Here is a 19,879-nt window from a genome sequence, read left to right on the forward strand (position 1 = left end):
TCCGGCGCTTCAGTAGTGCGGCGGCACGTCCTGGATCAGCTGATCGTCATTCGGCCCCTTGGCGCTCTTCGGCCGCGACCGCGGAGGCACCTCGGCGGGGCGGGACTCGGGCTCCGGGTCGCTCCCGGGCACCGGAGTGAGGCGCGCACGGCGCGAGCCGGTGACCCGCACCACGCGCTGGCGCGGCGTCGAGGCGTCGGACTCCTCAGTCATTCTGGGTGTCGACGATATCGATCGGCTGCGTGTCGTTCTCTGCGCGCGGCGCCGACTCCGAGATGCCGAGGACGGAGGCGATCCGGGTCGCGGCCGTCACCGGGTCGCTGTAGAGATCGAAAGCGTGCACACGCACGTAGTGCCAGCCCAGGCGACGCAGCACGTGCGGTCGCAACCGCAGCGTCTCGCGCAGCGACTCGCCCCGCGACTCCGGGTCGGACTCGATCACGACCGCCTTGCCGCCGTGCTGCGCGACCAGCGGCAGCAGACCGCGATAGTCGACGTCCACCGAAGCACCCAGACGCCGCAGCTCCCGCGCGAGGGCGAGGGTGAGCGGATCGGCCAGGTCCTCCAGGCGCGCGTCCCTGCTGCGGGCGGCGAGTCCGCCGAGGATCGACATCAACGTCGCCGCTCCGTGCTCCAGGCGCCCGTCGTCGAAGGAAGAGGGACGGATCGACGAGACGAGCACCATCGAGCGGCGCGCGCGGGTCATCCCGACGGTGAGCAGACGCTCTCCGTCGGGAGTGGAGAGATCGCCGAAGTCGCTCAGCACCCTGCCGTGCTTGGTGAGACCGAAGCCGAGCGAGAAGATGACGCGGTCGCGGCTCTCGGCGACCGACTCCTCGAGCGTCAGCACCGCGAAGGGCTCGACGGTGTCGCGGCCGACGAAGTCGGCGACGTCGGAGCGCCCGGCGAACGCCGAGGTGACAGCGGCGCGTACGCGCTCGGCATGGCGGGCGCTCGCGGTCACCACCATGAGCGATTCGGCAGGACGATGCACGGCGTGCTCGACCACGAGCGTCACGACCCTGGCCACTTCGGCGTCCGGACTCTCGACAGCTCCGGAGATCGGGTCCGGTGTTCCCGTGCCGCCCTCTACGTAGTCGACGGTGAGGCTGCCGCGACCGAGGTATGAACCGGCCCAGGGAAGAGAGACGATCTCGCCGCCGTAGAACGCGTCGTTGATGAGTTCCGCGAGATCCTCGCCGCCCGCGCGGTAGCTTCGGGTGAGTGTCATGACCGGCAGCAGTTCTGACAGCCGCTCGAACGCCGAGACGTCGTCGAACGGCACCTCGGGCTCCCACGACTCCTCCGGGTCCACCGCGATGCGGAACGGCGTGGGGCGCTGCGTCACCGGGTCGCCGAACGCGACGATCTGGCGCGCCCGCCGGACCGCCGGGGCAGCCTCAGCGAGGTTGATCGCTGCAGCATCGACCAGGATCACGGTGTCGAATTCCACGGAGTCCGGAATCTCGGGCACCAGGTACGGCGACGAGATCCAGACTGGCGCGAGCACGTCGATGAGGGCGGGCGCGGCGCTCACGACCTGCGCGGTGGTCGTCGTGGACTGCGTCAGCGCACGGCGCAGGTGCTGCGACTGCTGCGGCTCGTCGACGATCGCGATCCGCCACTGGTTGGCCAGCTGCCAGGCGAGCAGCGGTCCGGCCATCGCGGCATGAGCCTCGTCGACCAGCCGGAAATCCCGTTCGAGGCGGTCGACGACAGCGGTGTTCGCGCCGAGGAGGGCGCGGTTGTCCTGCAGGGCGCGCTCGAGCAGGGACTGCCACCACGCGAACTCGAGCTCCTCTCCCACCTGCGACTCGGAGACATGGCGCACGGAGAGCTCGGCGAGCAGGGGCTCCAGCCCCAGCAGAGCGAGTCGGTCGCGCAACTGGGCGCGTTCGACGAGGTTCTCGAAGACGTCGGACTTGGCGGCGAGACCGGCGAGGGTGCGCACGAGTCGGGCCACCGGCAGCGACGCCAACGGCTCGCGGCGCCCGAGTGCGGCGTCGAGCTCGGCGAGCTCGGCCTCCACCCGCTGCCAGGCCACGTACACATCGGCGAGCCCGAGGGGGATCTCCGGGGCGACGCCGGCCTCGACGCACCGCTGCCACTGCGTGCGCTGCGCCTGGATACGCAGCAGCGCCTCATGCATCTCCGTGACGTGCACGCCCGGGCGGACGTACTCCTTCGCGAGACGCCGCAGCCGCCGCCTGTTCGACCCCGACAGACCGGGAGCATCGCGGCGCGAACCGTGCGCCTGGATGAGCTCACCCAGCGGACGCTCGAACACCGTCGGGCTGAATCGGTCGAGGGAGTCACGGATGCCCTGCAGCAGACGCAGGTACTCGCCGAGTTCGTCGATGGTCGAGAACGGACGCATATGCGTCTGGGCGATCAGTTCGTAACCGCGCTCGAGAAGGGCGGGCACGCTGTTCGAGTGCAGTCGACCGGCGAGTTCATGGGCGGCACGTGCCGCCTCGGTGCTGGAGAAGGTGACGCCGTACCAGGGAGAGTCGTTCGGGCCGAAGCGGAATTCCCCGAGACGGGCGGCCTGCGCGAGGGCTTCGGCGGCCTCGGTCCGATCCGCGGCGAGACGGCGCAGAGCATCGGGGCCGAGGCGGGCCGTGGTCGACGGCGGCACGGGGAGCGACGCGAGCCGCGTGAGCTGCCGGGTCGCGTCGAGGACCGAAGCGTCCAGCCCGGCGACGGGCGCGCTGAGTGCCTGACGGTAGTCGCGCAGGACCGTGCGCAGACGCACGAGCGCGTCGTCGACCTCGCCGACCTTGGGCGCTGCGGCTTTCTCGTTGCGCCCGATCGCCCTGACAAGGTCGCGCCGCACGCTCGCGGGCGAGATCGCCAGACTGTCGAGACCGATCCCCGCGAGTCGATGGCGCACGCCATCCAGAGTGGAGCGCCGTGCGGAAACCACGAGCACGCGCTTGCCCCCGCGCACCAGTTCGCCCAGCGCGTTGATCACGGTCTGGGTCCCGCCGGTGCCCGGCAGAGTCGCGACGGTGAGGGAGTGTCCGGCCGCGATACGGGCCAACACCGCCTCCTGTTCCGCATCCGCATCGAGCAGGAGGGTGTCGGAAGCGGGCGCACGATCGTCCGGGCCGATGTGATGCGGGGCGGCCCGCGGAGCGGTCACCTGCTCACGGTCGCCCACATGGCCCGCGAGCGCGTTCAGCACCGGATGGTCGAGGCTGCCGCCGTCGCGGGACATCACGCCGGACACATCGGCGAACGTCGAGACCACCAGGCGCGGTTCGACCGAGAAGGTGTCGATCGAGCGCGTCATCGCGCGCAGGCTGTCGATCACGGGCTGCGGCTTGAAGATGCCGCCGTCGTAGGCCAGGGCGGCGAGTGCCGCGGCGTCGATGGTGAGGCCGAAGTGATCGCGGGCGATGCGCACGAGTTCGGGGTTCACCTCGAACACGCCCTGGAGCTTCAGCTCGAAGTCGGAGTGGTGTCGGCGGATCGCGAGTGGCCGCAACAGCACGGGAGCGGCGAAGCCCGCTCCCCCGATACGCCACCGGGCGACTCCGACGGCGAGGTGTACGGCTTCGATGCCGCGGACCGTGCGCAGTTCGGTGTTCTTCGCCGTGATCCGCTCCGCGGCGAGTCGGGCCGTGCGCAGTCCGACCTCATCACGGAAGAGGTTCGACAGAAGCGTCGACTTGCCGGTGATGAACTGCGGCAGACTGCCCGGGTGCGCCTTGGAGATGTCGATGCCCGACTCCGGGCCGTCGCGGAAGCTCACGAGGGGGGAAGGGCCGCCGAGATCGGCCGCCTCCGCTCTCAGACGGGTGCGCTCGGACTCGGCCGCGTGCGCGATCTCGAAGCCCGTCGTGGCCACGTGCAGGTCGCCGATCGGCACAGCAGGGTTCACCGCTGTGTCGTCCGCAGACTTGTTCTCACGTCGCCACACAATGACACCCTAGGCGCGCGACCTGCACACGCGGGGTATCCCAGGCGGGTTTCCGCCGAATTCCCGCCGCGCGAAAGGGTCTGTGCACTTCTCCTGCCCGGCGTGAGCACCACCTGCGTTCTCCACTCGGGGCGGCAGCGGCGAGGCCCGGAGTCGGCGCGAACGGTCAGGATGGGGGCATGACGTTCCGCTACGACTTCGCACCGACGCCTTTCGGTGACGCTCTCGCGGTGTTCTCCGACGAGGGCATCGTGCGATTCGACCTCTCCGAATCCGAAGACCCGCGCGTACCCTGGCTGCTCGAAGGCGTGTCCCGTCAGCTGAGATCTGTGCCTGAGCCCGACCCAGGGGCCGCCGACGAGCTCGCCCACCTGCTCGCCGACTACTTCGACGGTGAACACGTGCGCTTCGAGCAGCATGTGCGGCTCGACTGGCGGCTCGTCGATGGGTTCGCCCTGACTGCGCTGCAGACCATCTGCGGCATCGAATGGGGCGAGACGATGAGTTACGGGGAGGTCGCCGTCCTCGCGGGGCACCCCGGTGCAGCGCGCGCCGTCGGCACAGCGTGCCGGATCACCCCGTTCTCGATCATCGTGCCGGTGCATCGCGTCGTGCGGTCCGACGGCAGCGCAGGGCAGTACGGAGCGCACCCCGAGCGCAAGCGGTTCCTGCTCGACCTCGAGGCGAGCTGAGATCCCCGCTGGCGTTGTCGTGGGTCCGGCGAGTAGGCCGCCGGACCCACGCGCTCCACGGCATGGGGCATCCGGCTCCGTTCGCGAACGCACGGGTGATATCGCCGCCACGACAGGGTGATATCGTCGACGCTACGAAACGGGGAACTGCGTCGTCACCCCGGAAGTAGGTAGTCGTGTCCTCACCCGTCACCCGTGATTCCGAGGCGGATCTCGTCGCCAACGCCGTGCGCGAGCTCGCCAGACGCACGCGCTTCCCTGTCGCCTTCGGCGGCCTCATCGAAGAGGGCGTCGTGAGCGTCACGAGCATCGTCGGTGCGCGCACACGCTCGCTCGACGGACTCCGGGTGCGACCGGAGCGCGGCCTCGGCGGGCGGGCCATGATGGAGCTCCGCCCGCGGATGACGAGCGACTACGGGTCGTCGCAGCAGATCACGCACGACTACGACGTATTCGTTCTCGGCGAAGGGCTGCGCACTCTCCTCGCCCTCCCGATCGTGGTCCACGGGCGTTCTCGTGGGGTGCTGTACGCCGGCGGGTGGGATGAGGAGCAGGTGGGTGGGGTGACCACGGCACCCGCCATGCAGGTCGCGCAGTCCGTCGCCGATGAGTTGCGCATTCGCGATGAGGTGCAGCGTCGGCTGCAGGAGACCACACGGGGCGGCGACGTCGTCGCACCGGCACAGCGCGAAGAGTTGCGGCAGAGCTTCGCGGAGCTGCGGAGCATCGCCGCCTCGGTGGATGACGCCGGGATCCGCGCCCGGATCGCGCAGGTCGAGCGACGCCTCATGACCCTTTCCGGAGTCGCCACAGCACCCGCGACGAACCCTATCCCCACCGTCCATCTCTCCCCGCGAGAGACCGATGTGCTCGCATGCGCGGCGCTCGGTTCGACGAACGCCGAGATCGCCGCCCAACTCGGGCTGCGGGAAGGCACGGTCAAGGCGTACCTCGGCGCCGCGATGTCGAAACTCGACGCCTCGACTCGCCATGCCGCTGTCATGAGAGCACGACGTGCAGGACTTCTCCCGTGAACACAGAGAATTGATTTATCACAGCGTCTGAGTCGAATTGCTGCGAAACAATGTTCATAACTTGTCGCATTTCCTCCGGGAGAGTAATGTCCTCCGTATGGCGAGACGAATTGTGCATCAGCTGGTCGACGACATCGACGGCACCGTCCTGGAAGTCGGCGAAGGCGAGACGGTACATTTCTCGCTCAACGGCGCCGCCTATGAGATCGACCTGAACGCCGCGCACGCTGACGAATTGCGTTCGGCGCTCGCGCCCTATGTGGCTGCAGGACGAAAGGCCGGCTCTTCGAGCTCTCCTCGCGCGTCGGCGACTCGCAAGCGACCCGCGCGAAACCCCGAGGTCGCGGCGATCCGCGCCTGGGCGAACGAAAACGGGCACAAGCTCTCCGAGCGTGGCCGCATTCCCGCGCAGGTCGTCGACGCATACAACGCGGCGCACTGATCTCGACCGAAGGTCAAGCGCCCTTCCCGCCCCGGCGGGAGACTATTCTGCGCTTTCCTGCAACCAGGGTTCGTCGCGGAGAGTGATCTCTTCCGTCATATCCATGAGGAATCGGATCACGACATCCCTTTCGGCGGGAGTCAGTCGAGCGGCGGAATAGAAGCGCTTCGCCTGCTGTCGCCCTACCGTCTCCATGGCCGCGTGTCGCGTCTCCGGGGTGATGGTGATCTGCAGCGCCCTGCGGTCGGTCGGGTGCGGCGCGCGTGTGATGTGCCCTCCCCGCTCGAGCCGGTCGAGGAGTTTCGTGGTCGCCGCAGTCGAGACACCGAGGTGGTGCGCGATCCCTCCGGGTGTCGCCACCAGGTTCCGGTTCGCGCACACGATCAGGTAGTGCAGCGCACGCATGTCGGTCTCGTTCAAGCGCATGTATCGACGTGACGCCTGCGAGAGAGTCTGCTCCGCTTCGCGCAATCCGGCGAGCGACTCCATGACCCGGGCGATCTGCTTCAGCTCCTCCGGCGGCACACCCGTCCGGTCGATCAGCACGCTGCGAGGGTCGCTCGCCTCGACGTCGTAGATCGCCGAGTGGATGAGGCCGTCCGGAGTCTCCTCTGACGGCCGCGATGCCTCGGCCAGGACGTGGCTCGGATCCTGCGCGCCCGCGTGCGGGGTGGTGCCGGGCTCCGTGGTCATGCGATCATGTTACACACCAACAGTTTCATGCTAAGTTGACTACTCACCAAGTTAGCTAAATCGAGTAGCTCGAGATCAGGAGATGCCATGGATGACGTGACCCTCCTCGCAGAAGACGGGACCGCCGTCGGCACGCTCCCGAAGAGCGAAGTCCACACGAACGACACTCCCCTGCACCTCGCCTTCTCCTGCTACGTCCTCGACCGAGAAGGTCGACTGCTCCTGACCAGGAGAGCGCTCGCGAAGAAGACGTGGCCGGGAGTCTGGACGAACAGCTTCTGCGGCCATCCTCGACCGGACGAGACGATGGATGAAGCGGTGCGCCGACATGGACTCGGCGAGCTCGGCATTCACCTCGTCGACATCCGGACCGCTCTCCCCGATTACCGGTATCGCGCGGTGGATGCGAGCGGCATCGTCGAGAACGAGATCTGCCCCGTGCACGTCGCGATCCTCGATGGCGACCCCACCGCCAATCCCGATGAAGTGTCGGAATGGACGTGGGTCGACGTCCACTCGCTCATCGAGGCCGTCACGCACGTCCCGTTCGCTTTCAGCCCCTGGCTCGTCGAGCAGCTGCCGCTGCTGCGACGACTCGGCGAGGTCTGACCGATGAGCGCCACGACGACGGAGGAATCGCTCGGGACGCGGATCGAACAGGCGCTGCGCCACCGGTTCTCCGAGCGAAGCGCGGCAGCGGAACGGTACGGTAGCGAGTTCGTCGGGCTGTGGCGTGCCGCCGAAGAGCATGCCCTCGGAGGCAAGCTCATCCGCCCGCGACTGCTCCTCGACCTCGCTCATGCGTTGGCACCTGCCCCCCTGACCGCCGACGAGACACACTCCGCGATCGACGTCGCGGCACACGTCGAGCTTCTCCACTTCGCCTTCCTCCTGCACGACGACGTGATCGACGGCGACCTGATGCGCCGGCGCCGCCCCAATCTGATCGGGACGCTCGTCGCAGAACGCCCGGCAGGACCGACAGAGCCCGCACTGCACTGGGCCCGTTCGAGCGCGATCCTGCTCGGAGACCTGCTCCTCTCGTCGGCCGTGCTGGGTTTCGCGCGCGCGAGTGTGTCGCCCGAAGCCCGCGAGCGTCTGCTCGGCCTGCTCGAGCAGACGATCTTCGAGACGGTGGCCGGCGAGCATGCCGACGTCGCCCTCAGCGACGGCATCATCGCCCCTGATCTGCGGACGATCCTGTCCACCAGCGCGTACAAGACATCGACGTACTCCTTCGTGCTCCCGTTGCGCGCCGCGGCGGTGCTCACCGGCTCGTCGGACGCGACGGAACAGCGACTCGCCCTGATCGGGCTGCACCTCGGCCTCGCCTATCAGCTGCAGGACGATCTGCTGTCCGTATTCGGAGACCCCGATGAGCACGGCAAGGACCCGTTCTCCGATCTGCGCGAAGGCAAGGAGACCGCCATCATCGCCTACGCCCGCATGACCAGCCACTGGGACGGGATCGAGCTGCACTTCGGCAGGCCCGATCTCAGCCCGGCCGACGGGGCGGACGCCCGCGAACGCCTGCGCGAATGCGGCTCCGAGGCCTTCGTGCGAGGCCTCGTGCAGGAGCATCTCGACGCCGCGGACGCCGCTCTCTTCGAGGCGGAGGCCGACGCACTGCTCCCGGCGGCGGCCGGGCGGGCTTTGCGCACGCTCGCCTCCCGCGTCGGAGGTCGCAGCCGATGACCGCGGACTCGGCCGATCGTCGGGACGACACGGCATTGCGGCGCTTCAACCGCACGGCGGAGATCGCGACGACCGACGTCATCCGCACCTATTCGACGTCGTTCGGACTCGCCACCCGTCTTCTCGGAAAGCGTCATCGCCAGCACGTACGCAACATCTACGCGATGGTGCGTATCGCCGATGAGATCGTCGACGGCGTGGCCGCCGAGGCGGGTCTGGATGTGACCGCGCAATCAGCCGCACTCGACTCCTACATCGCGGAGACGCATCGATCGATGCGCAGCGGCTACAGCAGCGATCTGATCCTGCACGCGTTCGCACGGACCGCGCGGGAGTGCGCGATCGGCGAAGATCTGACGCAGCCCTTCTTCGACTCGATGCGCGCCGACATCGACGACGACGCCGGCTTCGCCGCCTACGACGTCGACGCCCACTCGGCGTATGTCTACGGCTCGGCCGAGGTCGTGGGGCTCATGTGCCTGCAGGTCTTCCTGCGGGACGCCGAGCGCACCCCCGAGGAACTCGAGACGCTGCGGCACGGCGCCCGCCAGCTCGGTGCGGCCTTCCAGAACGTGAACTTCCTGCGCGATCTCGCCGATGACACCGATCGCCTGCACCGTGGCTACCTCGGAGGCGCCGCGCGTCTGACCGATGCCGACCGGGACGCGTGGGTCGAGACGGTGTTCCGTCAGCTGGATGACGCCCGCGACGCCATCCCCCTGCTGCCGAAGGATGCCCGCGCTGCGGTGCGCAGCGCCTTGGCCCTGTTCGCGGCACTGACCCGGCGCGTGTCCAAGACCCCGGCCGATGTCCTCTACCGTCGCCGGGTGCGGGTGCCCGATCCGATCAAGGCCGCTCTCGCCGCCCGCTCCGTCCTCGTCACCGCGATGGAACGCGACCGATGAGCCGGGTGGTCGTCATCGGTGCCGGCGTCGCCGGTCTCGCCGCAGCGGGCCTGCTCGCTCGGGACGGACACGACGTCGTCGTGCTCGAGAAGAACGATCGCGTCGGAGGACGTGCGGGAACCATCGAACGCGACGGCTTCCGCTTCGACTCCGGGCCTTCGTGGTACCTGATGCCCGAGGTCTTCGACCACTTCTTCGCAATGATGGGCACGACGACCGAAGAGCAGCTGGAACTCACCCGCCTCGACCCGGGATACCGGGTGTTCCGCGCGCCCGGTCCGGGCGACTCCCCTTCCACGAGCGTCACCGTACCCGCCGGACGCGCTCAGGTCACCCGTCTCTTCGAAGAGCTGGAGCCCGGCTCGACGGCGGCGCTCGACTCGTACCTCGACTCCGCGCAGCACGCCGGATCGATGGCGCAGAAGTACTTCCTCTACAACCCGTTCACCCGGATGCGGCCGCTCCTCGTCCCGGAGGTCCTCCGGGCACTGCCTCGACTCTCCGCCCTGCTCGGCACCACGCTGCAGTCCTTCGCCGCCCGGCGTTTCTCGCACCCCGTCGTACGCCAGATCCTCGGTTACCCGGCGGTCTTCCTCGGCACCGATCCCCGGAGCGCCCCGGCGATGTATCACCTCATGAGCGCGCTCGACCTCGATCAGGGCGTCAGCTACCCGCAGGGCGGCTTCTGGCGCGTGATCGAACGTATCGAGGCGCTCGCGATCGACGCGGGAGCACGGATCGTGACCGGGGCGGACGTCACCGGGATACGCACGCAGGACGGCGCCGACGGCACCCACGTGACGGGCGTGGGCTGGGTCGACGGCTCGGGCTCCTCGCACGTCGAGAGCGCCGATATCGTCGTCTCCGCGGCCGACCTGCACCACACCGAGACCGTACTGCTTCCGCCCTCGCTGCAGACCTACCCCGAAGCCTGGTGGGCGCGGCGCACCAGCGGACCGGGCGGGGTCCTCGTGATGCTCGGTGTTCGCGGCGCACTCCCGGAGCTTCCCCACCACTCCCTGTTCTTCACCGATGACTGGGATGCGAACTTCGACGCGATCTTCGGAGACAGCCCGACCGTGCCCGATCCGGCATCGATCTACGTGTGCAGCCCCAGTGCGACGGATCCCGACGTCGCCCCCGTCGACCACGAGAACCTGTTCGTGCTGATCCCCGTGCCGGCGGACGTCGATCTCGGTCACGGTGGATCCGACGGAACGGGATCACCGGCGATCGAGCATGCGGCAGATGCGGCGATCGATCAGATCGCGACCTGGGCCGGGATCCCCGATCTCCGTGAACGCATCGTCGTGCGCGAGACGAAGGGTCCTGCGGACTTCCGCGACGACTATCACTCCTGGCGCGGAGGCATGCTGGGTCCCGCGCACATCCTCTCCCAGAGCGCGATGTTCCGAGCTCAGAACACCTCGAAGCGCGTGCACGGTCTGTTCTACGCCGGAGCCACCACAGCGCCGGGTGTCGGTGTCCCGATGTGTCTGATCAGTGCCGAGATCGTGCTCAAGCGCATCCGCGGCGACCACTCCCCCGGCCCGCTCCCGACACCCGCAGCGTCCTCTGTCGGGTCGGAGGCGTCCTGATGGGCGTGGTGTATCTGGCGGCTCTCCTGCTCTCGCTGGGCTGCATGCTGCTGCTGGATTGGCGGTTCCGACTCTTCTTCTGGCGCGACGCGGTGTCCGCAGCGGTCGTGACGGTCCTCGGTGTCGTGTTCTTCCTCGTCTGGGATGTCGCCGGCATCGCCAACGGGATCTTCTTCCGGGGTGACGGCGCGATCGCGACGGGTCTGGTGCTCGCTCCCGAGCTGCCCATCGAGGAACCCGTCTTCCTGCTGTTCCTCGTCGTGTGCACCATGGTGATCTACACCGGAGCGGTCCGCCTGCTCGCAGGGCTCCGCGATCGGCACCGAGAGAGGGGCGAGGGTTCATGACCTACGTCGCACTCTCCGCCTGCTTCCTCGGCATCGCGGTGCTCGGGGGGATCGGGCTCGCGCTCGCATCCCGTAGACGAGGCCCGCGCCCGATCGCCGTGCTGCTGACCGTGATCGTGCTGTTCCTGCTCACCGCGGTGTTCGACACCGCGATGATCGCGAGCGGGCTGTTCCACTATGCACAGGACCCGCTGCTCGGCCTCCGCATCGGCCTGGCTCCGATCGAGGACTTCGCCTACCCGCTCGCGGGTGCTCTTCTCCTCCCGGCGGTGTGGACCGCGATGCGCGCCCGACGGCGAACGCACGATCGTCGGCACGATCGTCGACCGGTCGCTGAGGAGGAACGACCGTGAGCGCCGCCGCACCCTCGTCGAGCAGCATCGGACGCGACATCGCCCAGATCGTCCTGTCATCGCGTCCGATCAGCTGGATCAACACGGCCTTCCCCTTCGCGGCCGCCTACCTTCTCACCGCCCGCGAGATCGACCTCACGCTGGTGATCGGCACGCTGTACTTCCTCATCCCCTACAACCTCGCGATGTACGGGATCAACGACGTGTTCGACTACGCCTCCGATCTGGCGAATCCACGCAAGGGAGGCATCGAGGGGGCGCTCCTCGCCCCCCGCATCCATCGGGCGACCCTGTGGGCGGCGGCAGCCACGAACCTTCCCTTCCTCGTCTACCTCGTCGTGGTCGGGAACCCGGCGTCATGGCTCTGGCTGGCAGTGAGCGTGTTCGCCGTCATCGCCTACTCCGCCCCGGTCCTCCGGTTCAAGGAGCGCCCGTTCCTCGATTCCGTCACCTCCAGCACGCATTTCGTGAGCCCGGCCGTCGTCGGTCTCGCCCTGGCCGGGGCGCCCGTGACCGCCGGGGCGGTGATCACGCTCGGAGCCTTCTTCCTCTGGGGAATGGCAGCCCATGCGTTCGGAGCCGTGCAGGACATCGGTCCCGACAGGGAGGCCGGGATCTCGTCGATCGCGACGGTGATCGGCGCACGGTCGACCGTGCGCCTGTCGCTCTCGCTGTGGGTGGTCGCGGGCGTGGCGATGCTGCTGACTCCCTGGCCCGGACCGCTCGCCGCCGTGCTCGCGCTTCCCTATGTGGTGAATGCGGCGCCGTGGTGGAACGTCACGGATGAGACCTCCGCCTCGACGAATCGCGCCTGGCGGCGCTTCATCGCCCTGAACTACTTCGCCGGTTTCCTCGCGACGATGATCCTCATCCTCGCGTGGGTCTCCTGAGTCCCCGAGCACCTCCCGAAAGGATCCCGATGTCCCGCCCCGAAGCCACGCCGACCCCGCCCACGAGGGAGCGTTCACGACGACACTCCTGGGTGCGGATCTTCCTCCCCGTGGCGCTGATCCTCGTCTGGCTGGTGGGTGCATCGCTCGGCGGGCCCCTGTTCGGCAAGGTCGACGAGGTGTCCTCCAACGAGCAGACGACGTACCTCCCGGAATCGGCGGACGCGACGCAGGTGCAGAAGCTGCTCGGGCAGTTCAACGACAGCGACTCGATCCCGGCCATCGCCGTGTTCACATCCGACGACGAGCTCACCGCGTCGGAGCTCGACGCGATCTCCGACGCCGTCGCGGATGCGCCGGATGTGGAGGGCGTCGGCGACGAGGTCTCGCCCGCGCTCCCCTCGGATGACGGACAGGCGGTGCAGGCGTTCATCCCGATCGACTCCGATGCCGAGCTCGCCGACGTGACGACCGCTCTCGGTGACGAGCTGCGCGCCGCCGTCCCCGACGGCGTCACCGTCTACGTCACGGGGCCCGCCGGATTCAGCGCCGACCTGGTCGCCGGTTTCGCCGGCATCGACGGGCTTCTCCTGGGCGTCGCCCTCCTGGCCGTCCTCGTCATCCTGGTGCTGGTCTACCGATCGTTCCTGCTTCCCCTGGTCGTCTTGTCGACGAGCCTGTTCGCCCTCTGCGTCGCCCTGCTCGTGGTGTGGTGGTTGGCGAAGTTCGAGGTGCTCCTGCTCAGCGGCCAGACGCAGGGAATCCTCTTCATCCTCGTGATCGGCGCTGCCACCGACTACGCCCTGCTGTTCGTCGCGCGCTTCCGGGAAGAGCTGCGCGTCTCCCAGGACAAGGGAACCGCGGTCATGGCCGCATGGAAGGGCTCGGTCGAGCCGATCGTCGCGTCCGGTGGCACCGTGATCGCCGGGCTCCTCTGTCTGCTGTTGAGCGATCTGAAATCGAACAGCACCCTCGGACCGGTGGCGGCGATCGGCATCGTGTTCGCGATGCTCTCGGCTCTGACGCTGCTGCCTTCGCTGCTGCTGCTCTTCGGCCGCGCGGTGTTCTGGCCACGCCGCCCCCGCTTCGAACCCGAGGTGGTCGCCGCAGAGCACGGCATGCGCACGACCGGGCTGTGGGCACGACTCGCCGGTCTCATCAAGCGCCGCCCGCGAGTGATCTGGATCGTGACGACGCTCGTGCTCCTGGCGGGAGCGGCGGGGATCACCCAACTCGACGCCGATGGCGTGCCGCAGTCCGACCTGGTGCTCGGCGCGTCGGAGGCCCGTGATGGACAGGTGGCACTCGGCGAGCATTTCCCCGGTGGATCCGGAAGCCCCGTCTACGTCGTCGTGAAGGAGGATCGCCTGCAGGATGCGGCCGACGTGCTGCTCGCCAACGACGGTGTCGACGGGGTCACGGTCACGGCCGCCGATTCGCCCAGCGGCAGCGCTCCCGTCACCGCGGACGGCATCTCGGCCGTCGGGGCACCGGGCACGCCGGCGCCCGAGCCCACCACCGTCGACGGCGACGTGCTCCTGCAGGGCACGCTGACCGACGCCGCCGATTCGGAGGCCGCCGCATCCACCGTGCGTGAGCTGCGCGGCGAGCTCGACGGAATGGATGCGCTCGTGGGCGGTGTGACTGCGACGTCGATCGACACGAACGATGCCTCGATCCACGACAGGAACCTGATCATCCCCGTCATCCTCGTCGTGATCATGTTCATCCTGATGCTGTTGCTGCGATCGATCCTCGCGCCGGTGCTGCTGATCCTCACGACGGTGCTGTCCTTCGGCACGGCGATGGGGGTGTCGGCGCTCGTCTTCAACGGGATCTTCGCCTTCCCCGGCGCCGACCCGGCCGTCCCGCTGTTCGGATTCGTCTTCCTCGTCGCGCTCGGCATCGACTACAACATCTTCCTGATGACGCGAGTCCGTGAGGAATCGAAGGCGCATGGGACGCGGGAAGGCATCCTGCGGGGGCTCTCGATCACGGGCGGGGTGATCACGTCGGCTGGACTCGTCCTTGCGGCGACGTTCGCCGCGCTGTCGGTGATCCCGATCCTGTTCCTCGTGCAGCTGGCCTTCATCGTCGCCTTCGGCGTGCTGCTCGACACTTTCGTCGTGCGTTCGCTGCTTGTCCCCGCGCTCACGTACGACATCGGCAAGGCGATCTGGTGGCCGTCGAAGCTGTGGCGGCGCGGAGAGGACTGAATCGCCGCAGCGGCGTGCATCCGGTCGCTTAGACTGGGTGCACGCCCTCGTAGCTCAGGGGATAGAGCAGCCCTCTCCTAAAGGGCAGGTCGCAGGTTCGAATCCTGTCGCGGGCACGACGTGCTGAAGGGGGTCGCCCGAAGGGTGGCCCCCTTCCGCACGTCTCAGGCCGCGAGTGCCAGGTAGGGTTCCCAGCGCGGGTCGCTGCGTTCGGTTCCGCGCACCGTCCAGGCGGTGCCGTGCGGAGGGCGCGGGGTGAAGCGCAGCTGCCAGCGCATCTCCTGCGGCGTGCGATCGCTCTTGACGTTGTTGCAGCGCAGGCAGCAGGCGACGAGGTTCTCCCACGAGTCCGCTCCCCCGCGCGAGCGGGGCAGCACATGATCGATCGTCGATGCCGCCTTGCCGCAGTAGCCGCAACGGTGGTTGTCGCGGCGGAGCACACCGCGTCGGGTGACAGGGACGCGTCTGCTCGTCGGGACGCGCACGTAGCGCGCCAGGATGATGACCGCCGGGCGATCGTAGACGCCGTGTGTGCCCCAGACGGGGTCTTCTTCCACACGTTCGATCACGGTCGCCTTGTCGTTCATCACGAGCACCAGGGCTCTCTTGAACGACACGATCGCGAGCGGCTCGTATCCGGCATTCAGGACCAGTGTGCGCATTCGTCATCCTCTCGATCCGCCGGGACGGCTTCCCGGCACTCTCGACTCACACGAGGTCGCGCAGGAGGCAGATCGATCGCGGGGACGAAAAAAGGCGCCGTCTAGAGACAGCGCCTTTCGCGCACGGCAACGCCGTGGCATCCCTGCGGGCTATGCAGAAGGACGTGACGACCGAGGGCATCCATGGTTCGGATGGTCGGTATTCGCTCCATCAGCCTCTCCCACCTGTACGACAACGGGATCAGGCTAACCCATCTCGCTGGGTGCGAGGCGAAACGGCGGGTGAATGGAGAGAGGCGTGTCCGGAAATCAGCCGGCGTTGACCGAGAGCCACGACATGGGCTCGACGAGTCCGCCGTTGATCCAGACCTCGAAGTGGAGGTGGTTGGCGGTCGAGCGACCCGTGCTGCCGACGTAGCCGATCAGCTGTCCGGCGGAGACCGTCTGCCCGACCTGCACCTGGCGCGAGCCGTAGAGCATGTGGCCGTAGGTGGTCTGCAGACGCTGCCCACCGACGACGCTGTCCAGCATCACGGCCACACCGTATCCGCCGATGCTCTCTGCGGAGGCACGGACCACGCCGGCGGCAGCCGCATAGATCGGGGTACCGGCCGGTGCGAGCATGTCGGCACCGTTGTGCCCACCGCCCACGGTGCGGCTGACGTTCCACGATCCCATCGGAAGCGGGTAGCGCACCTCACCCGATCCCGGCGACGTGAGCGCGTAGCCCGCGGTGTTGAAGCGGGAGGACGTGGTCGATGCGGTGGAAGCGGCGGCGGCGGCGCGAGCAGCGGCGGCCTCTTCTGCCTTCTTCTTCGCGATCTCCTCGGGAGTGGTCGCGCTGAACGTGCCACGAGCAAGCGGTGCCGCGGTGGCCTGCGAAGCGACGACGAGCGACTGCGCGTCGACGGCCGCGAGCTGCTGGAGCGTCGTCGGAGCGGCTTCACTCGGCTTCGACGAGGCGAAAGCGGGCAGAGCGATGCCGGCGACCAGTGCACCGACGGCCCCGAAGATGGCGATGGATCGGAGTGGCTTGACGGCCATTCGAGCACTCAGGCGCGCGCCGGTGCGGCGGGCGGGTACTCGGTCTTCAGATGTCTTCTTCGCGGGCGGTTCGATGTCTGCGGCCAAAACTTGGTCCTCCTGGGCCTTCACGCTGTTCGGGTCAGCGCTGGCTCGTCGGCACTCTGCTCTCGTGGCACGAATGTAGCTCGGGTACTTTGTGCATTCTTGCCGTGAAGACGACGAGCCTGGAAGGCGATCTTCGCGGGTTCATCTCCAGCGGGCTTCTTCGCTGGCGACCTGACCGAGGTTACCGGAAGATAACGATCATGTCACCCCAGGAAACTGGCAATCGGCGCAGAAGCGTTCGACAGCCCGTCTCCGCACCGGCTCAGGACCCGGATTTCTCGCGGGATCAGGCCGGTTCGCCCACCAGGAAGATGTGCGACGCCAGCTCCACCGGAAGTTCGAGACCGTCTTCCTTGCCGTCCATCTGGATGAGCACGTAGCCCTCGCTGAAACGGAAGTCTCCGTGCGCTCCGGGAACGACGCCCGCATCGCGCAGCTGCTCGAGAAGCTCGGGGTCGACCTGGGCGGGCTCTGCAAGACGACGGACCGTGCCCTCGACCGGTTCCCCCGCCGCATTGAGGCGCTGGACGAGACCGATGACGCCCTCGTCGAAGGTGCGCGCCGGCACGTCACCGAGCTGGTCGAGACCGGGGATCGGGTTGCCGTACGGCGACTCCGTCGGGTGTCCGAGCAGTTCGACCAGGCGACGCTCGACCTGCTCGCTCATCACGTGCTCCCAGCGGCAGGCCTCTTCGTGCACGAACGCCCAGTCGAGTCCGATCACATCGGAGAGCAGGCGCTCGGCGAGACGGTGCTTGCGCATCACGTCGACGGCCTTGCGGCGACCGGCATCGGTGAGCTCGAGCGTACGGTCTTCGGAGACGATGACGAGCCCGTCGCGCTCCATTCGACCGACGGTCTGCGAGACGGTCGGCCCCGAGTGCCCGAGGCGCTCGGAGATGCGCGCGCGCAGCGGCACGATGTTCTCCTCCTCGAGCTCGAGGATGGTGCGGAGATACATCTCCGTGGTGTCGATCAGATCGGTCATGTGCAGGCCCTCCGAGGTTCTTAGGCAAGCCTACATTCCCAGGCCGACATCGGACTCGCGACCGGTCCGGCGACATGCCGGGCGCCCCCTAGAATCGACGCATGGCGATCGAGATTCCCCGTGACCTCCTGCCCATCGACGGCCGCTTCGGCTGCGGTCCCTCGAAGGTGCGCCCTGCGCAGCTCGAGGCGCTGGTCTCGTCGGGAGCCTCGATCCTGGGGACATCCCATCGACAGGCGCCCGTGAAGAACCTCGTCGGCAGCATCCGCGAGCAGCTCGCCGCGCTGTTCCGCGTTCCCGAGGGATACGAGATCATCCTGGGCAACGGCGGATCGACCGCGTTCTGGGATGCTGCCGCCTTCGGTCTCATCGAACGGCGCAGCCAGAACCTCGTCTTCGGCGAGTTCGGTGGGAAGTTCGCCGCCTCCGCGGGCGCCCCCTGGCTCGAGGCACCCGACGTGCGCAAGGCCGAGCCGGGTTCGCTCACCGTCGCCGAAGTCGTGGAGGGCGTCGATGTGTACGCCTGGCCGCACAACGAGACGTCGACCGGCGTCGCCGCTCCGATCCAGCGCATCGCCGCCGACGGCGCCCTGACCGTCATCGACGCGACGAGTGCCGCCGGAGGCATCGACTTCGACGCCGCTCAGGCCGACGTGTACTACTTCGCGCCGCAGAAGAACCTCGGCTCCGACGGCGGTCTGTGGTTCGCCGCGGTCTCACCCGCCGCCGTCGAGCGCATCGAGCGCATCGCGGCATCGGGTCGCTACATCCCCGAGTTCCTGAGCCTGAAGAACGCGGTCGACAACTCGCGCCTCAACCAGACCCTGAACACACCCGCGCTCACGACCCTTCACCTGCTCGACAACCAGCTCCGCTGGATCCTCGACAACGGCGGGCTCGGCTGGGCGGCAGCTCGCACCTCCGAGTCGTCTTCGGTGCTGTACGACTGGGCTGAGGCGTCTTCGGTCGCCACGCCCTTCGTCACGGACGCCGCGCACCGCTCCCCGGTGGTCGCGACGATCGACTTCGACGACAGCATCGATGCCGCGGCGATCGCCAAGACCCTCCGCGCCAACGGCATCGTCGACACGGAGCCCTACCGAAAGCTCGGACGCAACCAGCTGCGGGTGGCGACGTTCGTCTCGATCGAGCCGGATGACGTGCGCCAGCTGACCCGATCGATCGAGTACGTGCTGGAGAACCTGGGCGCCTGAGCGCCCGGCCTCACTCTTCCTCGTCGACCTCGCCGGCGTCCTCATCGAGGGCGTCGGCGTCGTCGTCTTCCGACTCGTCGTCGTCCGATTCTTCATCGTCCGACTCGTCGTCGGCGCCTTCATCGAGCTCGTCGATGTCCACGCCGTCCAGGTCACCCGCGTGCAGGATGTCCGCCTCACCGTCATCGTCGAGGTCGTCGTCATCGTCGTCATCGTCGAGGACGTCGTCCTCTTCACCGTCGAGTGGATCGTCTTCCGACACGTCATCGCCGGCGGCCGCGGCCGCTTCGGCGAGTTCGACCTGATGCGCGCGGTACTCGGCGAGGCGCTCGGCCCACGGCACCCACTCCGGCGCGAGAAGAGCGCCGTCGCCGGGAAGCAGCTCGACTTCGAGTACCGTCGGCTCCTCGCCCTCGACACGGGCGACCGTCACCGTCCAGTACCAGCCCGGGTAGCCGGCGAGTCGGTTCTCGAAGCGCAGCGAGACCGAACCGTCGTCTTCGGCGAGGTATCCGGCGGCGGGACCGACGGTGGACGCCGGAGTGACCTCGGCCAGCGCGGCGAGCGCGAGATCATGGGCGTCGAGCAGACGCGCGTCGGCGTCAGGCTTCGAGGTCATCAGCGACCTTGCGCAGGACGGCCGCGATCTTGCGACCCTGTGCCGACGACGGGTAGCGCCCACGGCGCAGATCCCCACCGATGCCATCGAGGAGCTTCACGAGGTCTTCGACGATGATGGCCATGTCGTCGGCCGGCTTGCGCTTGGCCTTCGAGAGGCTCGGCGGCGCTTCGAGCACGCGCACCGACAGCGCCTGCAGTCCGCGCTTGCCGTCGGCCACGCCGAACTCCACGCGCGCGCCGGCCTTCACCGCGGTGCCGGCGGGCATCGCGGAGGCGTGCAGGAAGACGTCCTGGCCGTCATCGCTGGCGATGAAGCCGAAACCCTTGTCTTCGTCGTAGAACCTGACCTTGCCGGTGGGCATGGGAGAACCTCGCTGAGATCGATATGCAGAACAGTGGACGCGCACGTGCGCGTGCCCCCAGCCTACCGGTCACGGCGCGCGCAGAGCAGAAGCCTCAGTGCGAGTAGGCTG

At 68.2% G+C, this 19,879-nt stretch carries 20 protein-coding genes and 1 tRNA gene; 13 read left to right on the forward strand and 8 right to left on the reverse strand.

The features are described from left to right. Positions 1 to 9: 9 nt before the first annotated feature. Both ACIQLD_RS06515 and ACIQLD_RS06520 read right to left on the reverse strand, forming a co-directional pair. The gene (locus ACIQLD_RS06515) at positions 10 to 213 is read right to left on the reverse strand and encodes a hypothetical protein (protein ID WP_402606441.1); all 204 of its coding nucleotides are present in this window, start codon (positions 211 to 213) and stop codon (positions 10 to 12) included. Then, a complete protein-coding gene (locus ACIQLD_RS06520) occupies positions 206 to 3,925 on the reverse strand; it encodes an AAA family ATPase (protein WP_402606443.1) in 3,720 nt (1,239 codons plus the stop codon). The genes ACIQLD_RS06515 and ACIQLD_RS06520 overlap by 8 nt, the downstream gene beginning before the upstream one ends. Before the next feature lie 179 nt (positions 3,926 to 4,104). Here ACIQLD_RS06520 and ACIQLD_RS06525 point away from each other — a divergent pair, with 179 nt between their 5' ends. From ACIQLD_RS06525 to ACIQLD_RS06535, 3 genes are all read left to right on the forward strand, one after another. After that, a complete protein-coding gene (locus ACIQLD_RS06525) occupies positions 4,105 to 4,617 on the forward strand; it encodes a methylated-DNA--[protein]-cysteine S-methyltransferase (RefSeq protein ID WP_402606445.1) in 513 nt (170 codons plus the stop codon). 176 nt (positions 4,618 to 4,793) lie between these two features. Continuing rightward, complete coding sequence (locus tag ACIQLD_RS06530; protein ID WP_402606448.1) at positions 4,794 to 5,651, forward strand: LuxR C-terminal-related transcriptional regulator; 858 nt, start codon at positions 4,794 to 4,796, stop codon at positions 5,649 to 5,651. 112 nt (positions 5,652 to 5,763) lie between these two features. Then, positions 5,764 to 6,093 carry an Lsr2 family protein gene (locus ACIQLD_RS06535; RefSeq protein WP_402606450.1) on the forward strand — a complete coding sequence of 110 codons (330 nt, stop codon included), beginning with the start codon at positions 5,764 to 5,766 and terminating at the stop codon, positions 6,091 to 6,093. Positions 6,094 to 6,135: 42 nt separating this feature from the next. Here the strand turns inward: ACIQLD_RS06535 and ACIQLD_RS06540 are convergent, their stop codons facing one another. Continuing rightward, positions 6,136 to 6,786, reverse strand: coding sequence for a MarR family winged helix-turn-helix transcriptional regulator (locus ACIQLD_RS06540; protein ID WP_402606452.1), 651 nt, complete (start codon positions 6,784 to 6,786; stop codon positions 6,136 to 6,138). A gap of 87 nt (positions 6,787 to 6,873) precedes the next feature. Here ACIQLD_RS06540 and idi point away from each other — a divergent pair, with 87 nt between their 5' ends. From idi to ACIQLD_RS06585, 9 genes are all read left to right on the forward strand, one after another. Then, on the forward strand, positions 6,874 to 7,395 hold the full coding sequence (gene idi / locus ACIQLD_RS06545; RefSeq protein WP_402606455.1) for an isopentenyl-diphosphate Delta-isomerase: 522 nt from the start codon (positions 6,874 to 6,876) through the stop codon (positions 7,393 to 7,395). A 3-nt stretch (positions 7,396 to 7,398) separates the two neighbouring features. Continuing rightward, a complete protein-coding gene (locus ACIQLD_RS06550; RefSeq protein WP_402606458.1) occupies positions 7,399 to 8,481 on the forward strand; it encodes a polyprenyl synthetase family protein in 1,083 nt (360 codons plus the stop codon). Next, positions 8,478 to 9,386, forward strand: coding sequence for a phytoene/squalene synthase family protein (locus tag ACIQLD_RS06555; protein WP_402606460.1), 909 nt, complete (start codon positions 8,478 to 8,480; stop codon positions 9,384 to 9,386). Before ACIQLD_RS06550 ends, ACIQLD_RS06555 begins: the two co-directional genes overlap by 4 nt. Beyond that, positions 9,383 to 10,984 (forward strand): phytoene desaturase family protein, encoded by a 1,602-nt coding sequence (gene crtI, locus ACIQLD_RS06560; RefSeq protein WP_402606463.1) that lies wholly within the window; start codon positions 9,383 to 9,385, stop codon positions 10,982 to 10,984. Before ACIQLD_RS06555 ends, crtI begins: the two co-directional genes overlap by 4 nt. After that, positions 10,984 to 11,331, forward strand: a complete 348-nt coding sequence (locus tag ACIQLD_RS06565) for a lycopene cyclase domain-containing protein (RefSeq protein WP_402606465.1) — start codon at positions 10,984 to 10,986, stop codon at positions 11,329 to 11,331. The genes crtI and ACIQLD_RS06565 overlap by 1 nt, the downstream gene beginning before the upstream one ends. Then, the gene (locus tag ACIQLD_RS06570; RefSeq protein WP_402606468.1) at positions 11,328 to 11,684 is read left to right on the forward strand and encodes a lycopene cyclase domain-containing protein; all 357 of its coding nucleotides are present in this window, start codon (positions 11,328 to 11,330) and stop codon (positions 11,682 to 11,684) included. The genes ACIQLD_RS06565 and ACIQLD_RS06570 overlap by 4 nt, the downstream gene beginning before the upstream one ends. Then, a complete protein-coding gene (locus ACIQLD_RS06575) occupies positions 11,681 to 12,574 on the forward strand; it encodes a prenyltransferase (RefSeq protein ID WP_402606470.1) in 894 nt (297 codons plus the stop codon). Before ACIQLD_RS06570 ends, ACIQLD_RS06575 begins: the two co-directional genes overlap by 4 nt. Before the next feature lie 29 nt (positions 12,575 to 12,603). Further along, a complete protein-coding gene (locus ACIQLD_RS06580; RefSeq protein ID WP_402606472.1) occupies positions 12,604 to 14,790 on the forward strand; it encodes an MMPL family transporter in 2,187 nt (728 codons plus the stop codon). A 43-nt stretch (positions 14,791 to 14,833) separates the two neighbouring features. Further along, positions 14,834 to 14,906 (forward strand) — tRNA-Arg (locus ACIQLD_RS06585). 48 nt (positions 14,907 to 14,954) lie between these two features. Here the strand turns inward: ACIQLD_RS06585 and ACIQLD_RS06590 are convergent. The 3 genes from ACIQLD_RS06590 to ACIQLD_RS06600 form a co-directional block, all read right to left on the reverse strand. After that, positions 14,955 to 15,452, reverse strand: a complete 498-nt coding sequence (locus tag ACIQLD_RS06590) for an HNH endonuclease (RefSeq protein ID WP_029258662.1) — start codon at positions 15,450 to 15,452, stop codon at positions 14,955 to 14,957. Positions 15,453 to 15,761: 309 nt separating this feature from the next. Beyond that, positions 15,762 to 16,496 (reverse strand): M23 family metallopeptidase, encoded by a 735-nt coding sequence (locus ACIQLD_RS06595; protein WP_402606475.1) that lies wholly within the window; start codon positions 16,494 to 16,496, stop codon positions 15,762 to 15,764. A 373-nt stretch (positions 16,497 to 16,869) separates the two neighbouring features. Next, complete coding sequence (locus ACIQLD_RS06600) at positions 16,870 to 17,571, reverse strand: metal-dependent transcriptional regulator (protein WP_021200007.1); 702 nt, start codon at positions 17,569 to 17,571, stop codon at positions 16,870 to 16,872. Positions 17,572 to 17,672: 101 nt separating this feature from the next. Here ACIQLD_RS06600 and serC point away from each other — a divergent pair, with 101 nt between their 5' ends. Then, positions 17,673 to 18,785 carry a phosphoserine transaminase gene (serC, locus tag ACIQLD_RS06605; RefSeq protein ID WP_402606477.1) on the forward strand — a complete coding sequence of 371 codons (1,113 nt, stop codon included), beginning with the start codon at positions 17,673 to 17,675 and terminating at the stop codon, positions 18,783 to 18,785. A gap of 10 nt (positions 18,786 to 18,795) precedes the next feature. On the opposite strand, the gene ACIQLD_RS06610 is transcribed toward serC, so the two are convergent. Next, positions 18,796 to 19,404, reverse strand: coding sequence for a DUF3027 domain-containing protein (locus ACIQLD_RS06610; RefSeq protein WP_402606479.1), 609 nt, complete (start codon positions 19,402 to 19,404; stop codon positions 18,796 to 18,798). Next, positions 19,388 to 19,768 (reverse strand): cold-shock protein, encoded by a 381-nt coding sequence (locus tag ACIQLD_RS06615; RefSeq protein ID WP_021200010.1) that lies wholly within the window; start codon positions 19,766 to 19,768, stop codon positions 19,388 to 19,390. Before ACIQLD_RS06615 ends, ACIQLD_RS06610 begins: the two co-directional genes overlap by 17 nt. Between the last annotated feature and the right edge of the window lie 111 nt (positions 19,769 to 19,879).

Source organism: Microbacterium sp. NPDC091662 (assembly GCF_044756705.1).
GTDB lineage: Bacteria > Actinomycetota > Actinomycetes > Actinomycetales > Microbacteriaceae > Microbacterium.

What these genes read in the sequence shown, in the direction of transcription:
- ACIQLD_RS06515 (WP_402606441.1), bottom strand. Translation starts at nt 213, where the DNA reads ATGACTGAGGAGTCCGACGCCTCGACGCCGCGCCAGCGCGTGGTGCGG.
- ACIQLD_RS06525 (WP_402606445.1), top strand. Translation starts at nt 4,105, where the DNA reads ATGACGTTCCGCTACGACTTCGCACCGACGCCTTTCGGTGACGCTCTC.
- ACIQLD_RS06540 (WP_402606452.1), bottom strand. Translation starts at nt 6,786, where the DNA reads ATGACCACGGAGCCCGGCACCACCCCGCACGCGGGCGCGCAGGATCCG.
- idi (WP_402606455.1), top strand. Translation starts at nt 6,874, where the DNA reads ATGGATGACGTGACCCTCCTCGCAGAAGACGGGACCGCCGTCGGCACG.
- ACIQLD_RS06550 (WP_402606458.1), top strand. Translation starts at nt 7,399, where the DNA reads ATGAGCGCCACGACGACGGAGGAATCGCTCGGGACGCGGATCGAACAG.
- ACIQLD_RS06555 (WP_402606460.1), top strand. Translation starts at nt 8,478, where the DNA reads ATGACCGCGGACTCGGCCGATCGTCGGGACGACACGGCATTGCGGCGC.
- crtI (WP_402606463.1), top strand. Translation starts at nt 9,383, where the DNA reads ATGAGCCGGGTGGTCGTCATCGGTGCCGGCGTCGCCGGTCTCGCCGCA.
- ACIQLD_RS06565 (WP_402606465.1), top strand. Translation starts at nt 10,984, where the DNA reads ATGGGCGTGGTGTATCTGGCGGCTCTCCTGCTCTCGCTGGGCTGCATG.
- ACIQLD_RS06570 (WP_402606468.1), top strand. Translation starts at nt 11,328, where the DNA reads ATGACCTACGTCGCACTCTCCGCCTGCTTCCTCGGCATCGCGGTGCTC.
- ACIQLD_RS06580 (WP_402606472.1), top strand. Translation starts at nt 12,604, where the DNA reads ATGTCCCGCCCCGAAGCCACGCCGACCCCGCCCACGAGGGAGCGTTCA.
- ACIQLD_RS06590 (WP_029258662.1), bottom strand. Translation starts at nt 15,452, where the DNA reads ATGCGCACACTGGTCCTGAATGCCGGATACGAGCCGCTCGCGATCGTG.
- ACIQLD_RS06595 (WP_402606475.1), bottom strand. Translation starts at nt 16,496, where the DNA reads ATGGCCGTCAAGCCACTCCGATCCATCGCCATCTTCGGGGCCGTCGGT.
- ACIQLD_RS06600 (WP_021200007.1), bottom strand. Translation starts at nt 17,571, where the DNA reads ATGACCGATCTGATCGACACCACGGAGATGTATCTCCGCACCATCCTC.
- serC (WP_402606477.1), top strand. Translation starts at nt 17,673, where the DNA reads ATGGCGATCGAGATTCCCCGTGACCTCCTGCCCATCGACGGCCGCTTC.
- ACIQLD_RS06610 (WP_402606479.1), bottom strand. Translation starts at nt 19,404, where the DNA reads ATGACCTCGAAGCCTGACGCCGACGCGCGTCTGCTCGACGCCCATGAT.
- ACIQLD_RS06615 (WP_021200010.1), bottom strand. Translation starts at nt 19,768, where the DNA reads ATGCCCACCGGCAAGGTCAGGTTCTACGACGAAGACAAGGGTTTCGGC.